This is a genomic window from Herbaspirillum seropedicae (genome assembly GCF_001040945.1).
In the GTDB taxonomy this organism is placed as follows: domain Bacteria; phylum Pseudomonadota; class Gammaproteobacteria; order Burkholderiales; family Burkholderiaceae_D; genus Herbaspirillum; species Herbaspirillum seropedicae.
The window spans coordinates 1,300,506-1,316,518 of the sequence record NZ_CP011930.1; the positions used below are offsets into that span (position 1 = coordinate 1,300,506).

The 16,013-nt window shown below is 66.3% G+C and carries 11 protein-coding genes; 3 read left to right on the top strand and 8 right to left on the bottom strand.

The features are described 5' to 3' along the window. Positions 1-26: 26 nt before the first annotated feature. The 3 genes from ACP92_RS05695 to ACP92_RS05705 form a co-directional block, all read right to left on the bottom strand. Entirely contained in the window at positions 27-1,574 is a 1,548-nt protein-coding gene (locus ACP92_RS05695; protein WP_013233169.1) for a methyl-accepting chemotaxis protein, read from the bottom strand. Between the two features lie 381 nt (positions 1,575-1,955). After that, on the bottom strand, positions 1,956-3,230 hold the full coding sequence (locus ACP92_RS05700; RefSeq protein ID WP_013233170.1) for a glucarate dehydratase family protein: 1,275 nt from the start codon (positions 3,228-3,230) through the stop codon (positions 1,956-1,958). Positions 3,231-3,272: 42 nt separating this feature from the next. Then, positions 3,273-4,601 (bottom strand): MFS transporter, encoded by a 1,329-nt coding sequence (locus tag ACP92_RS05705; RefSeq protein ID WP_041310283.1) that lies wholly within the window; start codon positions 4,599-4,601, stop codon positions 3,273-3,275. A gap of 207 nt (positions 4,602-4,808) precedes the next feature. Here ACP92_RS05705 and ACP92_RS05710 point away from each other — a divergent pair, with 207 nt between their 5' ends. Continuing rightward, positions 4,809-5,519 (top strand): GntR family transcriptional regulator, encoded by a 711-nt coding sequence (locus tag ACP92_RS05710; protein WP_013233172.1) that lies wholly within the window; start codon positions 4,809-4,811, stop codon positions 5,517-5,519. A gap of 122 nt (positions 5,520-5,641) precedes the next feature. Here the strand turns inward: ACP92_RS05710 and ACP92_RS05715 are convergent, their stop codons facing one another. Further along, positions 5,642-7,918 (bottom strand): NADP-dependent malic enzyme, encoded by a 2,277-nt coding sequence (locus ACP92_RS05715; RefSeq protein WP_013233173.1) that lies wholly within the window; start codon positions 7,916-7,918, stop codon positions 5,642-5,644. Between the two features lie 456 nt (positions 7,919-8,374). Here ACP92_RS05715 and ACP92_RS05720 point away from each other — a divergent pair, with 456 nt between their 5' ends. Then, positions 8,375-9,106 (top strand): DUF2076 domain-containing protein, encoded by a 732-nt coding sequence (locus ACP92_RS05720; protein ID WP_013233174.1) that lies wholly within the window; start codon positions 8,375-8,377, stop codon positions 9,104-9,106. Here ACP92_RS05720 and ACP92_RS05725 read toward each other — a convergent pair. From ACP92_RS05725 to mdlC, 4 genes are all read right to left on the bottom strand, one after another. Beyond that, on the bottom strand, positions 9,085-10,041 hold the full coding sequence (locus tag ACP92_RS05725; RefSeq protein ID WP_013233175.1) for a ketopantoate reductase family protein: 957 nt from the start codon (positions 10,039-10,041) through the stop codon (positions 9,085-9,087). The two genes, ACP92_RS05720 and ACP92_RS05725, sit on opposite strands and share 22 nt — an antisense overlap. Next, entirely contained in the window at positions 10,038-11,420 is a 1,383-nt protein-coding gene (locus ACP92_RS05730; protein ID WP_013233176.1) for an MFS transporter, read from the bottom strand. Before ACP92_RS05730 ends, ACP92_RS05725 begins: the two co-directional genes overlap by 4 nt. A gap of 220 nt (positions 11,421-11,640) precedes the next feature. Next, positions 11,641-13,092 (bottom strand): aldehyde dehydrogenase, encoded by a 1,452-nt coding sequence (locus ACP92_RS05735; RefSeq protein WP_013233177.1) that lies wholly within the window; start codon positions 13,090-13,092, stop codon positions 11,641-11,643. Between the two features lie 75 nt (positions 13,093-13,167). Further along, a complete protein-coding gene (mdlC, locus tag ACP92_RS05740; RefSeq protein WP_013233178.1) occupies positions 13,168-14,766 on the bottom strand; it encodes a benzoylformate decarboxylase in 1,599 nt (532 codons plus the stop codon). A 166-nt stretch (positions 14,767-14,932) separates the two neighbouring features. Here mdlC and ACP92_RS05745 point away from each other — a divergent pair, with 166 nt between their 5' ends. Next, positions 14,933-15,901 (top strand): LysR family transcriptional regulator, encoded by a 969-nt coding sequence (locus tag ACP92_RS05745; protein ID WP_013233179.1) that lies wholly within the window; start codon positions 14,933-14,935, stop codon positions 15,899-15,901. Positions 15,902-16,013 lie beyond the last annotated feature (112 nt).

A 16,013-nucleotide genomic window follows, 5' to 3' on the forward strand; every position in this document is an offset into this window, starting at 1 on the left:
TTAACACTGCGAGTGCTTGGGCAAGTTCAATCCAGCTTGAACTTGCCCACCACCGCCGCCAGGTTGCTGGCCTGGCCCTTGAGCGAATCTGCCGCTGCGGCGGCCTGTTCCACCAGGGCGGCGTTCTGCTGGGTGGTCTCGTCCATCTGGGTGATGGCCAGGTTGACTTCGTTGATGCCGCCGCTCTGTTCCTGGGTGGCGGCGCTGATTTCAGCGACCACATCGGTGACGCGTCGCACGCTGGCCACCACTTCGGTCATGGTGCTGCCGGCGCGTTCCACCAGGGCGCTGCCGGCGCTGACCTTCTGCACCGAATCGTCGATGAGTTCCTTGATTTCCTTGGCCGCGCCGGCCGAGCGCTGGGCCAGCGAGCGCACTTCGGACGCCACCACGGCAAAGCCGCGTCCCTGCTCACCCGCGCGGGCCGCTTCCACGGCGGCGTTCAGGGCCAGGATATTGGTCTGGAAGGCGATGCCGTCGATCACGCTGATGATGTCGGCGATGCGGCGCGAACTCTCGGTGATGCCTTCCATGGTCTGCACCACCTGGCCCACGACCTCGCCGCCCTGGCTGGCGATGTCCGAGGCGGTGGCGGCCAGCTGGTTGGCTTGGCGGGCGTTGTCGGCGTTCTGCGTCACGGTGGAAGTCAGTTCTTCCATGGCCGAGGCGGTTTCTTCGAGGGAGCCGGCCTGTTGTTCCGTGCGGTTGGACAGGTCCAGGTTGCCGCGCGCGATCTCGTGCGAGGCGGTGGTGATGGTGTCGGTGCCCTGGCGCACTTCGCTGACGATGTCGCGCAGGCTTTCATTCATGGCGCGCAGGGCTTCCATGAGGGCGCCGGTTTCATCGCGCCCGGCCGGACGGATGCGCAGCGTCAGGTCGCCGCGCGCCACGCGCTGGGCGATCTGCACGGCCTCCTTGAGCGGACGCGAGACATTGGTGGCCACCAGGAAGGCCAGCAGCGAAGCAATCAGCACGGTGGCTGCCAGCAGGCCGACGATCCAGCGCTGCGCCCCGCGAAACACGGTCGAGGCCTCTTCATCGGCCTGGGCGCTGCCGCTGGTGTTGATCTTGACGATGGCATCGAGGTTGCCGACCATGCTGCGATAGAGCTTGGCGGAGTCGCCGTTGAAGAGGGCGCGGGTCTCATCGTATTGCTGGTTGGCCGCCATCTCGGCCAATTGCTCGTCGACCTTGACGTAGGCCGTCAGGTTCTTGAGGAATTGCGCGTACTGTTCCTTTTCCTGCGGCTCCGACATGCGCTGTTCGAAGATGGCGCGCTGCCGGGTCAGTGCATCGAGCCTGTCCTTGATCGCCTTGTTGGCGGCGGCGCGCTCCTGGGGCGTGACGGCAGTGACCAGTTCCAGTTCGTTCAGGCGTAGCGGCGGCAGCGAGCCTTGCAGCTCGCGGGCCGCGTCCATGGTCGGCATCCACTTGCTGACAATCTCGCCAGAGGCCTTGTTGACCTGCTTGAGTTCCTTGATGGCGAACAGGCCCTGCAACAGGGTCAGCGCGATCACCACGGCAAAGGACAAGGCCAGCTTCTTGGCGATGTTGAGGTTGTAGAACCAGATCATGTCATCCTCGCATTCGATTTATCGTTGTCGGTATCGGTCCAGCCGACGTCATCGAAGCGGGCCGCCCGGTTGGCGTCCGGGCGTGTACAGGGAAGCATCCGGCCGGGGTGGCGGGGCGCGATGGTGCAATCAGAGTGCTGGTGATGTCATGCTGTCATGCCGTCACGAAGCGTCGGCTTCCTGCCCATCCTGTCTCTGTGTCATTTGCGGCGGGCTTCCCACTGCCCCTGGCGCTTGCTGGTCGATGGTCGCATGGCTGGATCGGGCTTGATATTAACCAGCGGCAAGCATTCCATCCAATGAAATTAATCGACCAGGCAATGCGGGATTTGATATCAATGCAGCGCTGCGCGGCCTGGGCCGGCGGCCTGCAGGGCGGCCTCAGAAACGCGGCTTGACGGTCTTCCAGTCCGGTTGGTACTTGCGCATCTGGCCCACGTCATCACGCTGGCGGATGCCGCACTCGAGGTAGAGCTGATGCAGTTTGCGCAACTGGTCCTGGTCCACTTCCACGCCCAGGCCGGGGGCGTCGGTGATCTGCACGCAGCCATTGCGGATGGGCAGCTTGCCGCCCTGGATGACTTCCTCATCCGGTTCTTGCCAGGGGTAGTGGGTATCGCAGGCATAGGACAGGTTCTCCACCGCTGCGGCCACATGCGACATCGCCATCAGGCTGATGCCCAGGTGCGAGTTGGAATGCATGGACACGCCCAGGCCGAACACATCACACATCTTCGCCAGTTGCTGGGTATCGCGCAGGCCGCCCCAGTAGTGGTGGTCGGCCAGCACGATCTGGACGCTGTCCAAGGCCACGCTGCGGCGCAGTTCATCGAAATCGGTCACCACCATGTTGGTGGCCAGCGGCAGCCCGGTGCGGCGGTGCAGTTCGGCCATGCCTTCCAGGCCGGGGGTCGGGTCTTCGTAGTATTGCAGGTCATCGCCCAGCAGCTCGGCCATGCGGATGGCGGTCTGAAGCGACCAGTTGCCGTTGGGGTCGATGCGCAGCGGGGCGTCGGGGAAGGCTTTCCTGAGCGCCTTGATGCAGGCCACCTCGTGCTCGGGCGCGAGCGCGCCGGCCTTGAGCTTGATGCTCTGGAAACCGTTTTCCTCGATCATCTTGCGCGCCTGCGCCACGATCTGTTCTTCGCTCAGCGCCTCGCCCCAGGCATCGGGCGCATAGGGACTGTCGATGTGCTGGGCGTACTTGAAGAAGAGATAGGCGCTGAAGGGAATCTCCTTGCGCACCGCACCGCCCAGCAGATCCACCAGCGGCACGTTGAGGTAGCGCGCCTGGGCGTCCAGGCAGGCCACCTCGAAGGCCGAATAGGCATTGGAGACGGCCTTGCTGGCATGCGAGCCCGGCGCCAGTTCCGCGCCGGCGTTGCTGGCCGGGGCCATGGCGGCCACCACGCCGCGCACGATGGCGCGCAGGCCATTGAGGTTGAACGGGTCCAGGCCCACCAGTCGTTCCTTCACCAGATCGAGGATCTTCAGCGCCGGCGCATCGCCATAGCTTTCGCCCAGGCCGATGTAGCCGTTATCGGTTTCGATCTCGATGATGGAGCGCAGCGCATAGGGTTCATGGATGCCGCTGGCGTTGAGCAGGGGGCCATCCTTGAAGGCGATGGGGGTGACGGTGACGCGGGTGATTTTCATGGTGGGCTCTCTTGTGGATGTGGCCTCTGCACGGGGCCGGGTTCAGCGGGGACGGCGCGTGGCGCCCGGTCCCGAACGGGCCAGGAACACGACGCCGGCGGCCACCAGCGAGGTGATGGCCAATCCCATCAGCCCGCCCTGGATGGAGCCGGTGCGCTGTTCCAGGAAGCCGAAGGCCGTCGGCGCGACAAAGCCGCCGAGGTTGCCGATGGAATTGATCAGGGCGATGACGCCGGCGGCAATGCGCGCATCCAGATAGGCTTGCGGCAGCGGCCAGAACAGCGAGGACGCCGCCTTGAAGCCGACCGCCGCAAAGCAGATCGAGACGAAGGCATAGACCGAATTGCCGAAGGTGGAGGCGAACATGCCGGCGGCCGCGATCACCAGCGCCGTGGCGGCCCAGGCCTGCTGGTGCTTGAAACGGGCCGCCAGGGCGGCGAAGGCGTACATGGCCACGATTGAGATCAGCCAGGGAATGGAATTGAACAGCCCCACCTGGAAATCGCTGAAGCTGCCCATCTTGCGGATGATGCTGGGCAGCCAGAAGGTGGCGCCATAGATGGTCAGGGAAATCGAGAAGTAGATGAAGCAGAAGATCAGGATCTGCGGATCGCGCAGCAGTTGCCGCGGCGAGACCTGCGCGGGCTGGTGCTTCATGCGCTCGGCCTGCTCGTCCACGATGGCGCGGGTGATGGCGCTGCGTTCCTGCGCGGTGAGCCACTTGGCGTCAGCGGGCATCGAATCCAGCCAGAACCAGACGAAGCCGCACAGCAGTACCGAGGCCATGCCTTCGATGATGAACATCCATTGCCAGCCCTGCAGCCCGCCGCCGTCGATCTGCAACAGTCCCCCTGAGATCGGCCCGCTGAGGATGGACGCCAGCGCCGAGCCGGACAGGAAGATCGCCATGGCGCGCCCGCGTTCGCTGGCCGGCAGCCATTGCGTGAAGTAGTAGATCACGCCCGGGAAGAAACCGGCCTCGGCCGCTCCCAGCAGGAAGCGCAGCACGTAGAAGGTGGTCTCGCTGTTGACAAAGGCCATGGCCGTGGCCGCCAGGCCCCAGGTCGCCATGATGCGGGTCAGCCAGGCCTTGGCGCCGAAGCGTTGCAGCAGCAGGTTGGAGGGCACCTCGAAGAGGGCGTAGCCGACGAAGAACAGGCCTGCACCCAGGCCGTAGGCGGCCGTGCCGATGCCCACATCGGTGGCCAGGTGGCTGCGCACGAAGCCGATGTTGACGCGGTCGATGTAGTTGACGATGAACATGATCACGAACAGCGGCAAGACGCGCTGCTTGATCTTGGCCACCGCCTGTTGCAGGACGGTGGGCGCGGCCGCGCCGGTGGCGCTGGCTGCTGGCTGGGGTGTTTCCACGCAGGTCTCCTCGATGGACAGGGCGCAGCTGGCATGGCCTCTGTGGGCGAGATGTCGTCGTACAACTGCGCGATGTGGAGCATTAAAACACTAATATATTAGTGCGTCAATCACGGGAGGGCGGTTTATCATCGCGGGTCGGGAGGGAAGTGCTCGTGGTTGACGGGCGTGCTCCCGGGTTTCCAGCAAGGACGCAAGGACATCAGCATGACCAGCACCAGCACCGCCCCCATCGTCATCACCCCGCCGCCGCTGGACCGCTCGCGCCATGCCGCGCCGCAGGTCTTCGAGCATCTGCGCGAGCTGATCATCGGCATGCGCCTGGCCCCGGCCACGGTCTTGCAGCGCGCCGAGCTGGCCGCGCAATACGGCCTGAGCCAGACGCCGATCCGGGACGCGCTCATCAAGCTGGGCGAGGAAGGGCTGGTGGACATCTTTCCCCAGCATGCGACGGTGGTCAGCGCGGTCAATGTGACGCTGGCGCGGCAGGCGCATTTCCTGCGCCGTTCCATCGAGCTGGAAATCGTCCACACGCTGGCCGCGCAGGCTGACGCCGCGCTGGTGAACCGCCTGCGCGACAGTATCGAGGTCCAGCGGGTGCTGGCCGGGCGGGAAAACTACGCCGAGTTCGTGCTGGCCGACCAGGCCTTCCACCGCCAGATGTACGAAGCGGCGCAGGTACCGGAGCTCTGGTCCATGGTGCGGCGGCAAAGCGGCCACCTTGACCGCCTGCGCAACCTGCATGTGCCTATCCCCGGCAAGACCGCACGGGTGCTGCGCGACCACGCCGCCATCGTGGACGCCATCGCGGCAGGCGACCCGGCCGCCGCCCAGGCTGCCTTGCGCGAGCATCTGTCGGGCACGCTGGCGCAGTTGGAGGAGATCCGCCAGCGTTTTCCGCATTATGTGAAGGATTAGCCAGGCCCCATCCTTGTACCGGCCCACGAAAAACGCCCCGCGTCTCACGACAGCGGGGCGTTGTTCATACAGCCGCCGCGACGGCGGCTGCAGCTCAGCTCAGAGAGAGCTCAGAGGCAAGCTCAGGCCTTGGACTTGCCGTCCTGCGCCTTGGCCGCCGCCAGGGCGGTCATGTTGATGACGCGGCGCACCGTGCTCGACGGGGTCAGCACATGCACCGGAGCGGCCGCACCCAGCAGGATGGGGCCGATGGTGGTGCCCTGGCCGCTGCTGGTCTTCAACACGTTGAAGAGGATGTTGGCGGCATCCAGGTTGGGGCAGACCAGCACGTTGGCTGCACCGGTCAGGCCGCTGTCGGCCAGGCCGGCGTTGTTGCGGATCTTTTCCGACAGGGCGGCGTCGCCATGCAGTTCGCCGGCGGATTCGACCTCCGGGGCCAGCTTCTTGAAGGCCTCATGGGCGGCCGCCATCTTGCGGGCCGACGGACGCGAGGAGCTGCCACGGTTGGAGTGCGACAGGAAAGCCACCTTCGGCGGCACGCCGAAACGCGCCACTTCTTCGGCGGCGGCCTGGGCGATGCGGGCCAGTTGCTCGGCGTCCGGGGTGTCGTTGACGTAGGTGTCGGTGATGAACAGGGTCTGGTCCGGCAGCAGCACAGCGTTCAGGGCGGCGAATTCCTGCGCGCCTTGCTTCAGGCCGATCACCTTTTCCACATGCGCCAGGTGGCCGTCGTAGTTGCCATCCAGACCGCACAGCATAGCGTCGGCGTCGCCGGCCTTGACCATCAGCGCGGCCAAGAGGCTGCCGCTGGCGCGCACGTCGGCTTCGCCGCCGTCCTTGTACTGGGCGGCGTACTGCGCCACGCGGGCGTCGGTGGCCGGGTCGATCACCTGCACGTTCTGACCGATCTTGATGCGCAGGCCGGCCTTCTTGATGCCGGCTTCGATGGCCGCAGGTGCGCCCACCAGGATAGGCGCGGCCAGGCCTTCGTCAGCCACGAACTGCACGGCGCGCAGCACGCGCTCGTCCTGGCCGTCGGCGTAGACCACGCGTTGCGGCGCGACCTTGGCGGTGTTGAAGACGGGCTGCATGAACATGCCGGTCTGGTAGATGAAGCGGGTCAGCTCGGCGCGGTAGGCGTCGTAGTCCTTGATGGGACGGGTGGCTACGCCGGACTCGGCGGCAGCCTTGGCCACGGCGGGGGCGATCTTCAGGATCAGGCGCGAATCGAACGGGGTCGGGATCAGGTAGTCGGCGCCGAACACCAGTTCCTTGCCGGGATAGGCGGCGCTGACTTCGGCGCTGGTCTCGGCCTTGGCCAGGTCGGCGATCTCGCGCACGCAGGCCAGCTTCATGGCTTCGGTGATCTTGGTGGCGCCGCAGTCCAGCGCGCCACGGAAGATGTAGGGGAAGCACAGGACGTTGTTGACCTGGTTCGGATAGTCCGAACGGCCGGTGGCGATGATGCAGTCCGGACGCACCGACTTGGCCAGCTCGGGGCGGATTTCCGGTTCCGGATTGGCCAGCGCCAGGATGATGGGCTTGTCGGCCATGGTCTTGACCATCTCGGCGCTCAGCACGCCCGGCGCGGAGCAGCCCAGGAAGACGTCAGCGCCATTGACCACGTCAGCCAGGGTGCGCGCCTCGGTCTTGATGGCGTAGCGCTGCTTGGAGGCGTCCAGGCCACCGGGGCGGCCTTCATAGATGACACCCTTGCTGTCGACCATGTAGACGTTCTCGCGCTTCACACCCAGGCCGATCATCACTTCCACGCAGGCAATCGCTGCCGCACCGGCGCCGGAGACGGCGATCTTGACCTTGCCGATGTCCTTGCCGACCAGTTCCAGGCCGTTCAACAGCGCTGCCGAGGAGATGATGGCGGTGCCGTGCTGGTCATCGTGGAAGACCGGGATGTTCATGCGCGCCGACAGCTTCTGCTCGATGTAGAAGCATTCCGGGGCCTTGATGTCTTCCAGGTTGATGCCGCCCAGGGTCGGCTCCAGCGAGGCGATGATCTCGACCAGCTTGTCCGGGTCGTTCTCGGCCAGTTCGATGTCGAATACGTCCACGCCGGCAAATTTCTTGAACAGGCAGCCCTTGCCTTCCATCACTGGCTTGGAAGCCAGCGGACCGATGTTGCCCAGGCCCAGCACGGCGGTACCGTTACTGATGACGGCCACCAGGTTGCCGCGCGAGGTGTAGTCGAAGGCCTTCAGGGGATCGGCTTCGATATCCAGGCAGGGATAGGCCACGCCCGGCGAATAGGCCAGCGACAGGTCGCGCTGGTTCGACAGCGGCTTGGTGGGACGGACTTCGATCTTGCCGCGCGACGGCGTGCGATGGTATTCGCGTGCGGCGTCACGCAAGAGTTGCTCGGCTGCAGAGATTTGTTGGGTCATGGTCTTGATGAGGAGTAAAAACGGGTGTGGTGATAGTAGGGCGCCCGTACTCCGGGCAAGGCCCGCCTTCACCGGTCTGGTTTCCTGGTGTGAATGCGGCGGAGCGGCCGGGAAGATGCTTTGACTTCCGGCCATCCGGATCGTGGGGAGGAAACCGCTAACGGCTTCCTGCGCCTGCTCCCGCTCGTTCCGGGGCTTGTGGCGGCGGGAACGGCGACGGGGAGGGGGATATTACCTAAAATTTGGCGCTTCGGGTTTTTTGCGAGCACTTGCCTTGACTTTGCTCTGGTTCTGGATGGCTGTTACAAGCTGTTTCCATCTCGTCGATTGTTGACACAAATCTTCGATATCGGCGCGAGCATAATGATGTTGACCGCGATAACTGTCATCCACTATCACCCCAGATGTCGTTGTGTCTACATTCCTCGTCTTCATCTCAGTAGGGAGTTCGTCATCATGAGTCCGCAAGAAACCCAGGCACTGCAGGATTTTCTTCAACAACTGACCGAGGTCCGGGGCATCAGCAAGGATCCCCAGGCCGATGCGATGATCGCGGCAGCGGTAGCGCGCCAGCCCGATGCGGCCTATCTGCTGGTACAGCGAGCGCTGCTGGTGGAGCAGGCATTGAACGCCGCCAAGGCGCAGGTGGCGGCGTTGCAAAGCCAGGTACAGGCGCTGCAGGCCGGCGGTGCGCGCGAGCCGGGCTTCCTCGATGGCAATGCCTGGGGGCGCGCGGCGACGGCGTCGCGTCCGCAAGCCTATGGTTCGGCCGCACCGGCCACCCCGGCTGCGCCTGCCTACGCTGCCCCTGCCGCCCCCGCTTACCAGGCCGCGCCAGCGCCGGCACCAGCGCCCTCGTCAGGCTTCTTTGGCGGCGGCATGGGCAGCATGCTCGGCACGGTGGCCGCTACGGCGGCAGGTGTGGCGGGCGGCGCCTTCCTTTACCAGGGCATCGAGCACCTGTTCAACGGCAATGGCGGCTCCGGCTTTGCGCACCAGAACGGCTTGAGCGCGCCGGTAGAAAATATCGAGAACACCACCGTCAACAACTACTACGGCAGCGATGCCGACCGGTCCTCCGACCAGGCCAGCAGCGATGGCAACGACTTCGGTTCCAGCAACGACCTGGCCGACCTGGGCAATGTCGACCTGGACGATAGCGGCGGCTACGACGATTCGCTGGTCTGAGCGGCCGGGCGCTGTTGCGCTTGCGCCGCCCCTTCCATCAACTTCACCAGCTGATGCAGGGTCTGCGTGGTGGGGACGGGCAGGCCCAGGCGCTCTGCCTCGCGGACCACGGCGCCGTTGATGAAGTCGATCTCGGTCCTGCGTCCGGCCTCGATGTCTTGCAGCATCGAGGGTTTGTGATGCAGGTGGGTGCGGAATGCGTGTTCGATGGCGTCTTCGACCTGCACCAGGCGCGCGTCAATGCCCGCTGCCTGCGCCACTGCCACGGTCTCGGCGGCAATGCGCAGGGCCAGCTCCCGGCCTGAGGCGCTGGCCCCGGCGGCGCCCACGGTCAGGCCGGTGACGGCGCAGATCGCGTTCAGCGCGGCATTGAAGGCCAGCTTTTCCCAGATGGCCTGCTGCACCAGCGGATCGGCGCTGCAGGGCAGGCCGGCTGCATTGAAATCAGCCGCGACCTGGGTCAATTGCGCGCTGGGCTGCCCCGACAGCGTCCAGATCCTGACCTGTCCTTCTCCATGACTGTGGACCACGCCCGGCGCCCTGAGGTCGGCCGGCAGATTGGTCATGCCCACGATGATGCGTTCACGCGGGATCACCTCGGCAATCAGGTCGGCATTGCCCAGCCCGTTCTGCACCGACAGCGCCCAGGTATGGGGACCTGCCAGGTGGGCCACGCTGGCGATGGCGGCCTGGGTATGGAAGCCCTTGGTGAAGAGGATGATCAAATCGAAGGCATCCTGGAAGCTGTCGGCCCGGCCCACTGGCACCCTGACCGTGTGGGCGCCGTCTTCATCGGTGAGCGACAGGCCATGGCTGCTGATCGCCTCGATGCTGGCCGGGGCCACCTCGATCAAACTCACGTCCTGTCCGGCCAGCGCCAGGCGCGCTGCGAACAATCCCCCCATGGCGCCTGCGCCGACGATGGCTATCTTCATGCGTGTGATTCCTTCTTCAATGTTTCAGCAGCCCCCGCATTCACGCGGGGGATATGTTTGCGCACCACCAGCAGCGCCACGAACACCATCAGCATGGCTCCGGCCAGCATGGCCAGGTAGCCCGCTGCGCCGCCCTGGGTGATCACCAGCGCGCCGGCAAAGGCGCTCAGGATCGCGCCCAGCCGGCCAAAGGCCAGTGCTGCGGCGGTGCCGGTGGCGCGCACCTGGGTGGGATAGATGTAGGCGCACAGTGCATACATGGTGCTCTGTACGGCGTTGACGAACAGGCCGTGCAGGCCGATGCCCACCACCAGCAGCGTGGTCTGGCTGGCCACGTCGAGGCTGCGCAGGAACAGCGCGCTGGCCGTGGCCGCCAGGCAGCACAGCAGCATGGGCAGGCGCGAACCGAAGCGCGTGATGAACAGGGCGCACAGCAGCGCGCCGAAGACGCCGCCGAAGTTGTAGGCCGTCAGCCCGGCGCCGGCTACCGAGGGGCTCAGCCCTTCGCCCGCCAGCATCGTGGGCAGCCAGCTGAAGGCGCTATAGACCGCCAGCAGGTTCATGAAGAAGGCCACCCACAGCGCCATGGTGTCGCGTGCCTGGCCGCTGGCGAAGAGCGCGCCGAATCCCGCACGGGTCTCGATGGCTTGCTCGCGGGCGTCGGCAAAGCCGGTGTCGGCGCTGACCGGTCGCGACATGCGTTGCAGGAGGCGGCGCAATTCATCCCAGCGGTGCGGATGGCGCGCCAGGTAGCGCGGCGACTCCGGAATGACGAACCACAGCAGCACCGAAAACGCCACCGGCAGCAGGCCGCCGATCAGGAACAGGCCGCGCCAGCCATAGTGCGGCAGCACCGCATTGGCGAACAGCCCGGCCAGCATGCCACCCAGCGGTACGCAGACAATGGTGGCGGTAACGGCCAGGGTGCGGCGTCGCGCCGGGCTGAATTCGGCGGTCATGGTGGTCGAGCTGGGCAGTGCGCCGCCAATGCCCAGGCCGGCGCAGAAGCGCAGGATGGCGATGGTGGTCACGTCCGGAGAAAACGCGATCAGGCTGGTGGCCACGCCGAAGACGAAGACACTGCCGATGATGGCCATGCGGCGCCCGAAGCGGTCGGCGAACAGGCCGGCAAAGGCGCTGCCGATGCCCATTCCGACCAGGCCAGCGGCCACGGCCGGGGCGAAGGCGTTGCGGGTGATGCCCCATTCCTTGATCAGGCTGGGGATGGCGAAGCCGATCAGTTGTCCATCAAAGCCATCCATGACGATGGACAGCGCCGCCAGGCACACCACCAGTTTCTGGAATCCCGAGAAGACGCCGTCATCGAGCATGCGCCCGATGTCGACGGTCTGGTTGCCATGTGCGCCTAGCTTGCTCATGTGCGCTCCCCGGCCGCGCGCAGGGCGGCGACGACGTGCTCGAGCAAGAGCAGGGAAGGTGCGAGCTGGGGCGGCAATGGCCAGGGCGTATTGCGCATGGAAGTCTCCTCGGTTGTATCACGCCGGTCCGATGGTGGGCGGCCGGCGTTGGTGATTGTTGTGGTGGTGGAACAGCGGGCCCGGCTGGCGCAGCGTGACGCTGGCCTGGCCGGGGCAGGACTCAGAACGGATAGTGGCGCGGCGTGGTCTGCACCGTCACCCAGCGCAGCTCGGTAAATTCGGCAATGCCGGCCTTGCCGCCGAAATGGCCGAAGCCGCTGGACTTGACGCCGCCGAAGGGCATCTGGGCCTCGTCGTGGACGGTGGGTCCATTGATGTGGCAGATGCCCGATTCGATGCGGCGCGACAGCGCCAGGGCGCGCGCCACGTCACGGCTGAACAGGGCCGAGGACAGGCCGTATTCGTTGTCGTTGGCGCAGGCGATGGCGGCTTCGTCGCCGGCCACGCGCACGATGGGCTTGACCGGGCCGAAGGACTCCTCGCGGTAGATCAGCATGTTGGCGCTGACGTGATCCAGCAGCGTGGCCGGCATCAGCGTGTCGCTGGCCCTGCCGCCGCAGACCAGGGTAGCGCCCTTGGCCAGGGCGTCGTCGATGAGCGCATTGCATCGCTCGACGGTGGCCATGTCCACCACCGAACCCAGCACCACCGGTCCCTGGCGCGGATCACCCAGCGGCAGGCTGGCCGCCTTGGCAGCGAGCCTGCGCACGAACTCGTCGGCCACGCTGTCATCGACGATGATGCGCTCGGTGGACATGCAGATCTGTCCCGAGTTGGCGAAGGCGCCAAAGGCGGCGGCCTCTACGGCGGCGTCGAGGTCGGCGTCGTGCAGCACGATAAAGGGCGCCTTGCCGCCCAGCTCCAGCACGGCGGGCTTGAGGTGGCGCGCGCATTGCGCGGCAATGATGCGGCCCACGCGGGTGGAGCCGGTGAAGTTGACGCGCCGCACGGCGGGTTCAGCGATGATGGCTTCGACGATGGCAGCGGCGTCTTCCGGGGCATTGGTAACGAAGTTGACCACGCCCGGCGGCAGGCCTGCCTCCTGGAGGGCGGCGATGATCAGGCCATGGGTGGCCGGGCAGATCTCGGACCCCTTGAACACCACCGTGTTGCCACAGGCCAGCGGCAAGGCGATAGCGCGCACGCCCAGGATCACAGGGGCGTTCCAGGGCGCGATGCCCAGCACCACGCCGGCCGGCTGGCGCACCCCCATGGCCAGGTTGCCGGGCACGTCCGAGGGAATCACTTCACCGGCGATCTGGGTGGTCATGGCGGCGGCTTCGCGCAGCCCGTCGGCGGCCAGCTTGACGTTGAAGCCGGCCCAGTGATGCGACGCCCCGGTCTCGGCCGCCATGGCCTGGGCGAAGTCGTCGGCGCGGGCCTGCAGCGCATCGGCGGCGTGTGTCAACAGGGCGCGGCGCTGGCCCGGCCCGATCGCGGCCCAGGCCGGGAAGGCGGCGGCTGCGGCAGCGACCGCTGCACGGGCGTCGGCCACGGTGGCTGCCGGCGCGCGCGCAGCCACGCTATGGTCCAGCGGATTGCGCCGCTCGAAATACGCAGCGCCGGTGGCGCCGCGGCGTTCGCCGTTGATCAGCATATCGATGTCATTCATGGGTCTGCTCCTCGGTTTTCTCTTGTCTGTCTGGATTCAGGGGGACGATGTCGGGCCGGATGGCGAACCTGGGGTTCAACGCACCACGATTTCCACCAGCCGCGTTTCATTGGAACACAAGGCCTCGCGCAGCGCCGGCGCCAATGCGGCGGCCTGGCTCACGCGCACGCCGTGACAGCCCATGCTGTGCGCCAGCGCCACGAAATCCAGACCGGGAAGCTCCGTCCCATGCACCGGATCCTCGGGGCCGAAACCGAACACCGGCGCGAAATCCTGCAAGGCGGCGTAGCGCCCATTGTTGAGGATGACGAAGGTGATCGGCAGTCCCAGCTGGACGGCGCTGTAGATGGCCTGTGGCGAATACATCGCCGAACCATCGCCGATGAGCCCGATGACCCGGCTGTGCGGACGCGCCAGCGCGACGCCAACGGCAGCCGGCATGCCATATCCGAGGCCGCCGCTGGCCATGGTGTAGAAGCTGCCGGGGCGAGTGAAGGGCAGATGGGCCTGCATCACGGGACGCGAGCCGGGCGCTTCCTCGACGACGATGTCGCCGGCCTCGCGCACGTCGGCCAGGGTTTGCAGGGCATAGGCCATGGACAGCGGAGCGCTTGCCTCCACCCGCGCACGGGCAGGTCGCGCCGGCGGCTGTGCACGTTGCGTGGGCGGCTGTCGCCTGATCTGCGCCAGCAGGTCGTCCAGGCCGAGCTGGATGTTGCCGACGATGGCCTGGCCGGTCGGTGTCCAGGAGGCCGTGACCGGATCGTCGATCAGCTGGAACAGGGCCGCGCCTGGCGGCACGTGCGGGCCACTGCCTTCGACGTGATAGGTGAAGGCCGGCGCACCCAGCGCGAAGAGCAGGTCGTGGCCTTGCAGGGCCTGCACGATCTTCTCGCGCATGGCCGGCAGGAAGCCGGCGAACAGCGGATGGTCTTCCGGGAAACTGCAGCGCGAGGACATCGGCGCCACGAACACCCGCGCCCGCAGTGTCTCGGCCAGCGCGATCGCAGCGTCCCAGGCGCCGGCCCGGTCCAGCTCCGCGCCCACCACGATGGCTGGGCGCTGACTCTGCTCCAGCGCCGCCGCCAGCCTGGCGATGGCAGCAGGTTCCGGACGGCAGCGGCTGGTCACCTGGGTGGGCGGCACCAGCTCGGCCGGCTGGTCCCAGTCATCCACGGGGATGGAGACGAACACCGGCCCGCGTGGTTCCTGCATGGCCATGTGATAGGCCCGCGCCAGCGCCAAGGGCACATCGGCTGCGCGGGCGGGTTCGATGCTCCACTTGAGGTAGGGCTTGGCCAGCTCGGTGGCCTGCGTGGCGCCCAGGAAGGGGTCGAAGGGGAGAATGGAGCGCGCTTGCTGGCCGGCCGTGATGATGAGCGGCGTGCGATTGCGAAAGGCGGTGAAGATGTTGCCCATGGCATTGCCGACCCCGGCGGCCGAGTGCAGGTTGACCAGGGCGGCGTTGCCGCTGGCCTGGGCGAAGCCGTCGGCCATGCCGACCACGACGGCTTCCTGCAAGCCCAGCACGTAGCGGAAATCCTCCGGAAAGTCGCGGAACATCGGCAGCTCGGTGGAACCGGGATTGGCAAAGACGGAGGTCATGCCGAGACGGCGCATGAGATCCAGCACCGCATGACGGACGGTGATCGGGTGGGGAAACTTCTGCTGCATCGCTGATCCTGTGAAGAGACCCGCACCTGTGACCAGTGCGGGCCGGGTGGATGATGGAGGGCAGTATGAAACGCTGGCTCCAGGTTGAAAATTGCCGGATGTGATCAAAGTCATTACATCTGGTAATGTGTTGAGCCTGTCCTTTCATCCTCCCAGGAGGCCCCGCGTGAGCTTCAACCTGCAACAGCTGGAAATGTTCAATGCCATTGTCTCGGCCGGCAGCCTGGGGCGCGCGGCGGCGCTGCTCAACCTGACCCAGCCGGCCCTGAGCCGCGCCATCAAGCGGCTGGAAGAATCGGTGGGCGGGGCCTTGTTCGAACGCCATACCAAGGGCATGCATCTGACCGTGCTGGGCCAGGCGCTGCTGCCCCATGCCATGTCGCTGCAGCGCGAGGCCCAGCAGGCGCGCGAGGAGCTCGATGCCATCCGCGGCCTGGCCAAGGGCGTCATCAAGGTCGGGGCGGTGGGCAGCATCGCCAGCCTGGTCTTGCCGCTGGCGGTGCGCGGTGTGCTCGATAAGTGGCCCAACCTGCGGGTGGAGATCATCGAAGGCGTATGGGACCGGCTGGTCGAGGGCTTGCTCACGCATGAGATCGACCTGGCCCTGAGCACCTCAGGAGGACAGACCGAGGGGGTGGCCGCCATTGCCGATTGCTGCTGGACCGATCTGAGCTACGTGGTCGCCGCGCCCGACCATCCGCTGCGTCAGCAAGGGCGCATTGCGCTGGAGCAGACCCTGGGACAACGCTGGGCGCTCACGCCCAAAGGCACCGGCCCCTACCTGCACGTCCAGGAAACCTTCGCCCGGCATGGCCTGCCGATGCCGGAGATCGCCGTCGAGTCGCGTTCGGTCACGGTCCTCAAGAGCCTGGTGGCGCGCTGTGGCTTCATCGGCTGGATGTCCGGGCCGATGTTCGATACCGAGCGCCAGGCCGGAGTCATCGTCGCACTGGAGGTGGCCGGGCTGGATGCGCCACGCACCCTGACCGCCTTTCGCCGCCGCCAGGGCATCCTGCCGGCGCCGGCCGCCCGCCTGCTGGACGAGCTGCGTCATCTGACCGGCTCCCTGGCGCCGACGCAGCGGGCGGGCGCGGCATCGCCGTCTGCCACTGCCATTGCTCCCATCTTCCCCTGAGGCTGCCGAGCAACGCCACTTGACTTCGCCAGGAGTGATCAATATGATGCGCATACATCGATGTATATGCATACTTAATTGACAGTCTGCCTGAAGGGCAAGACTCCACCGG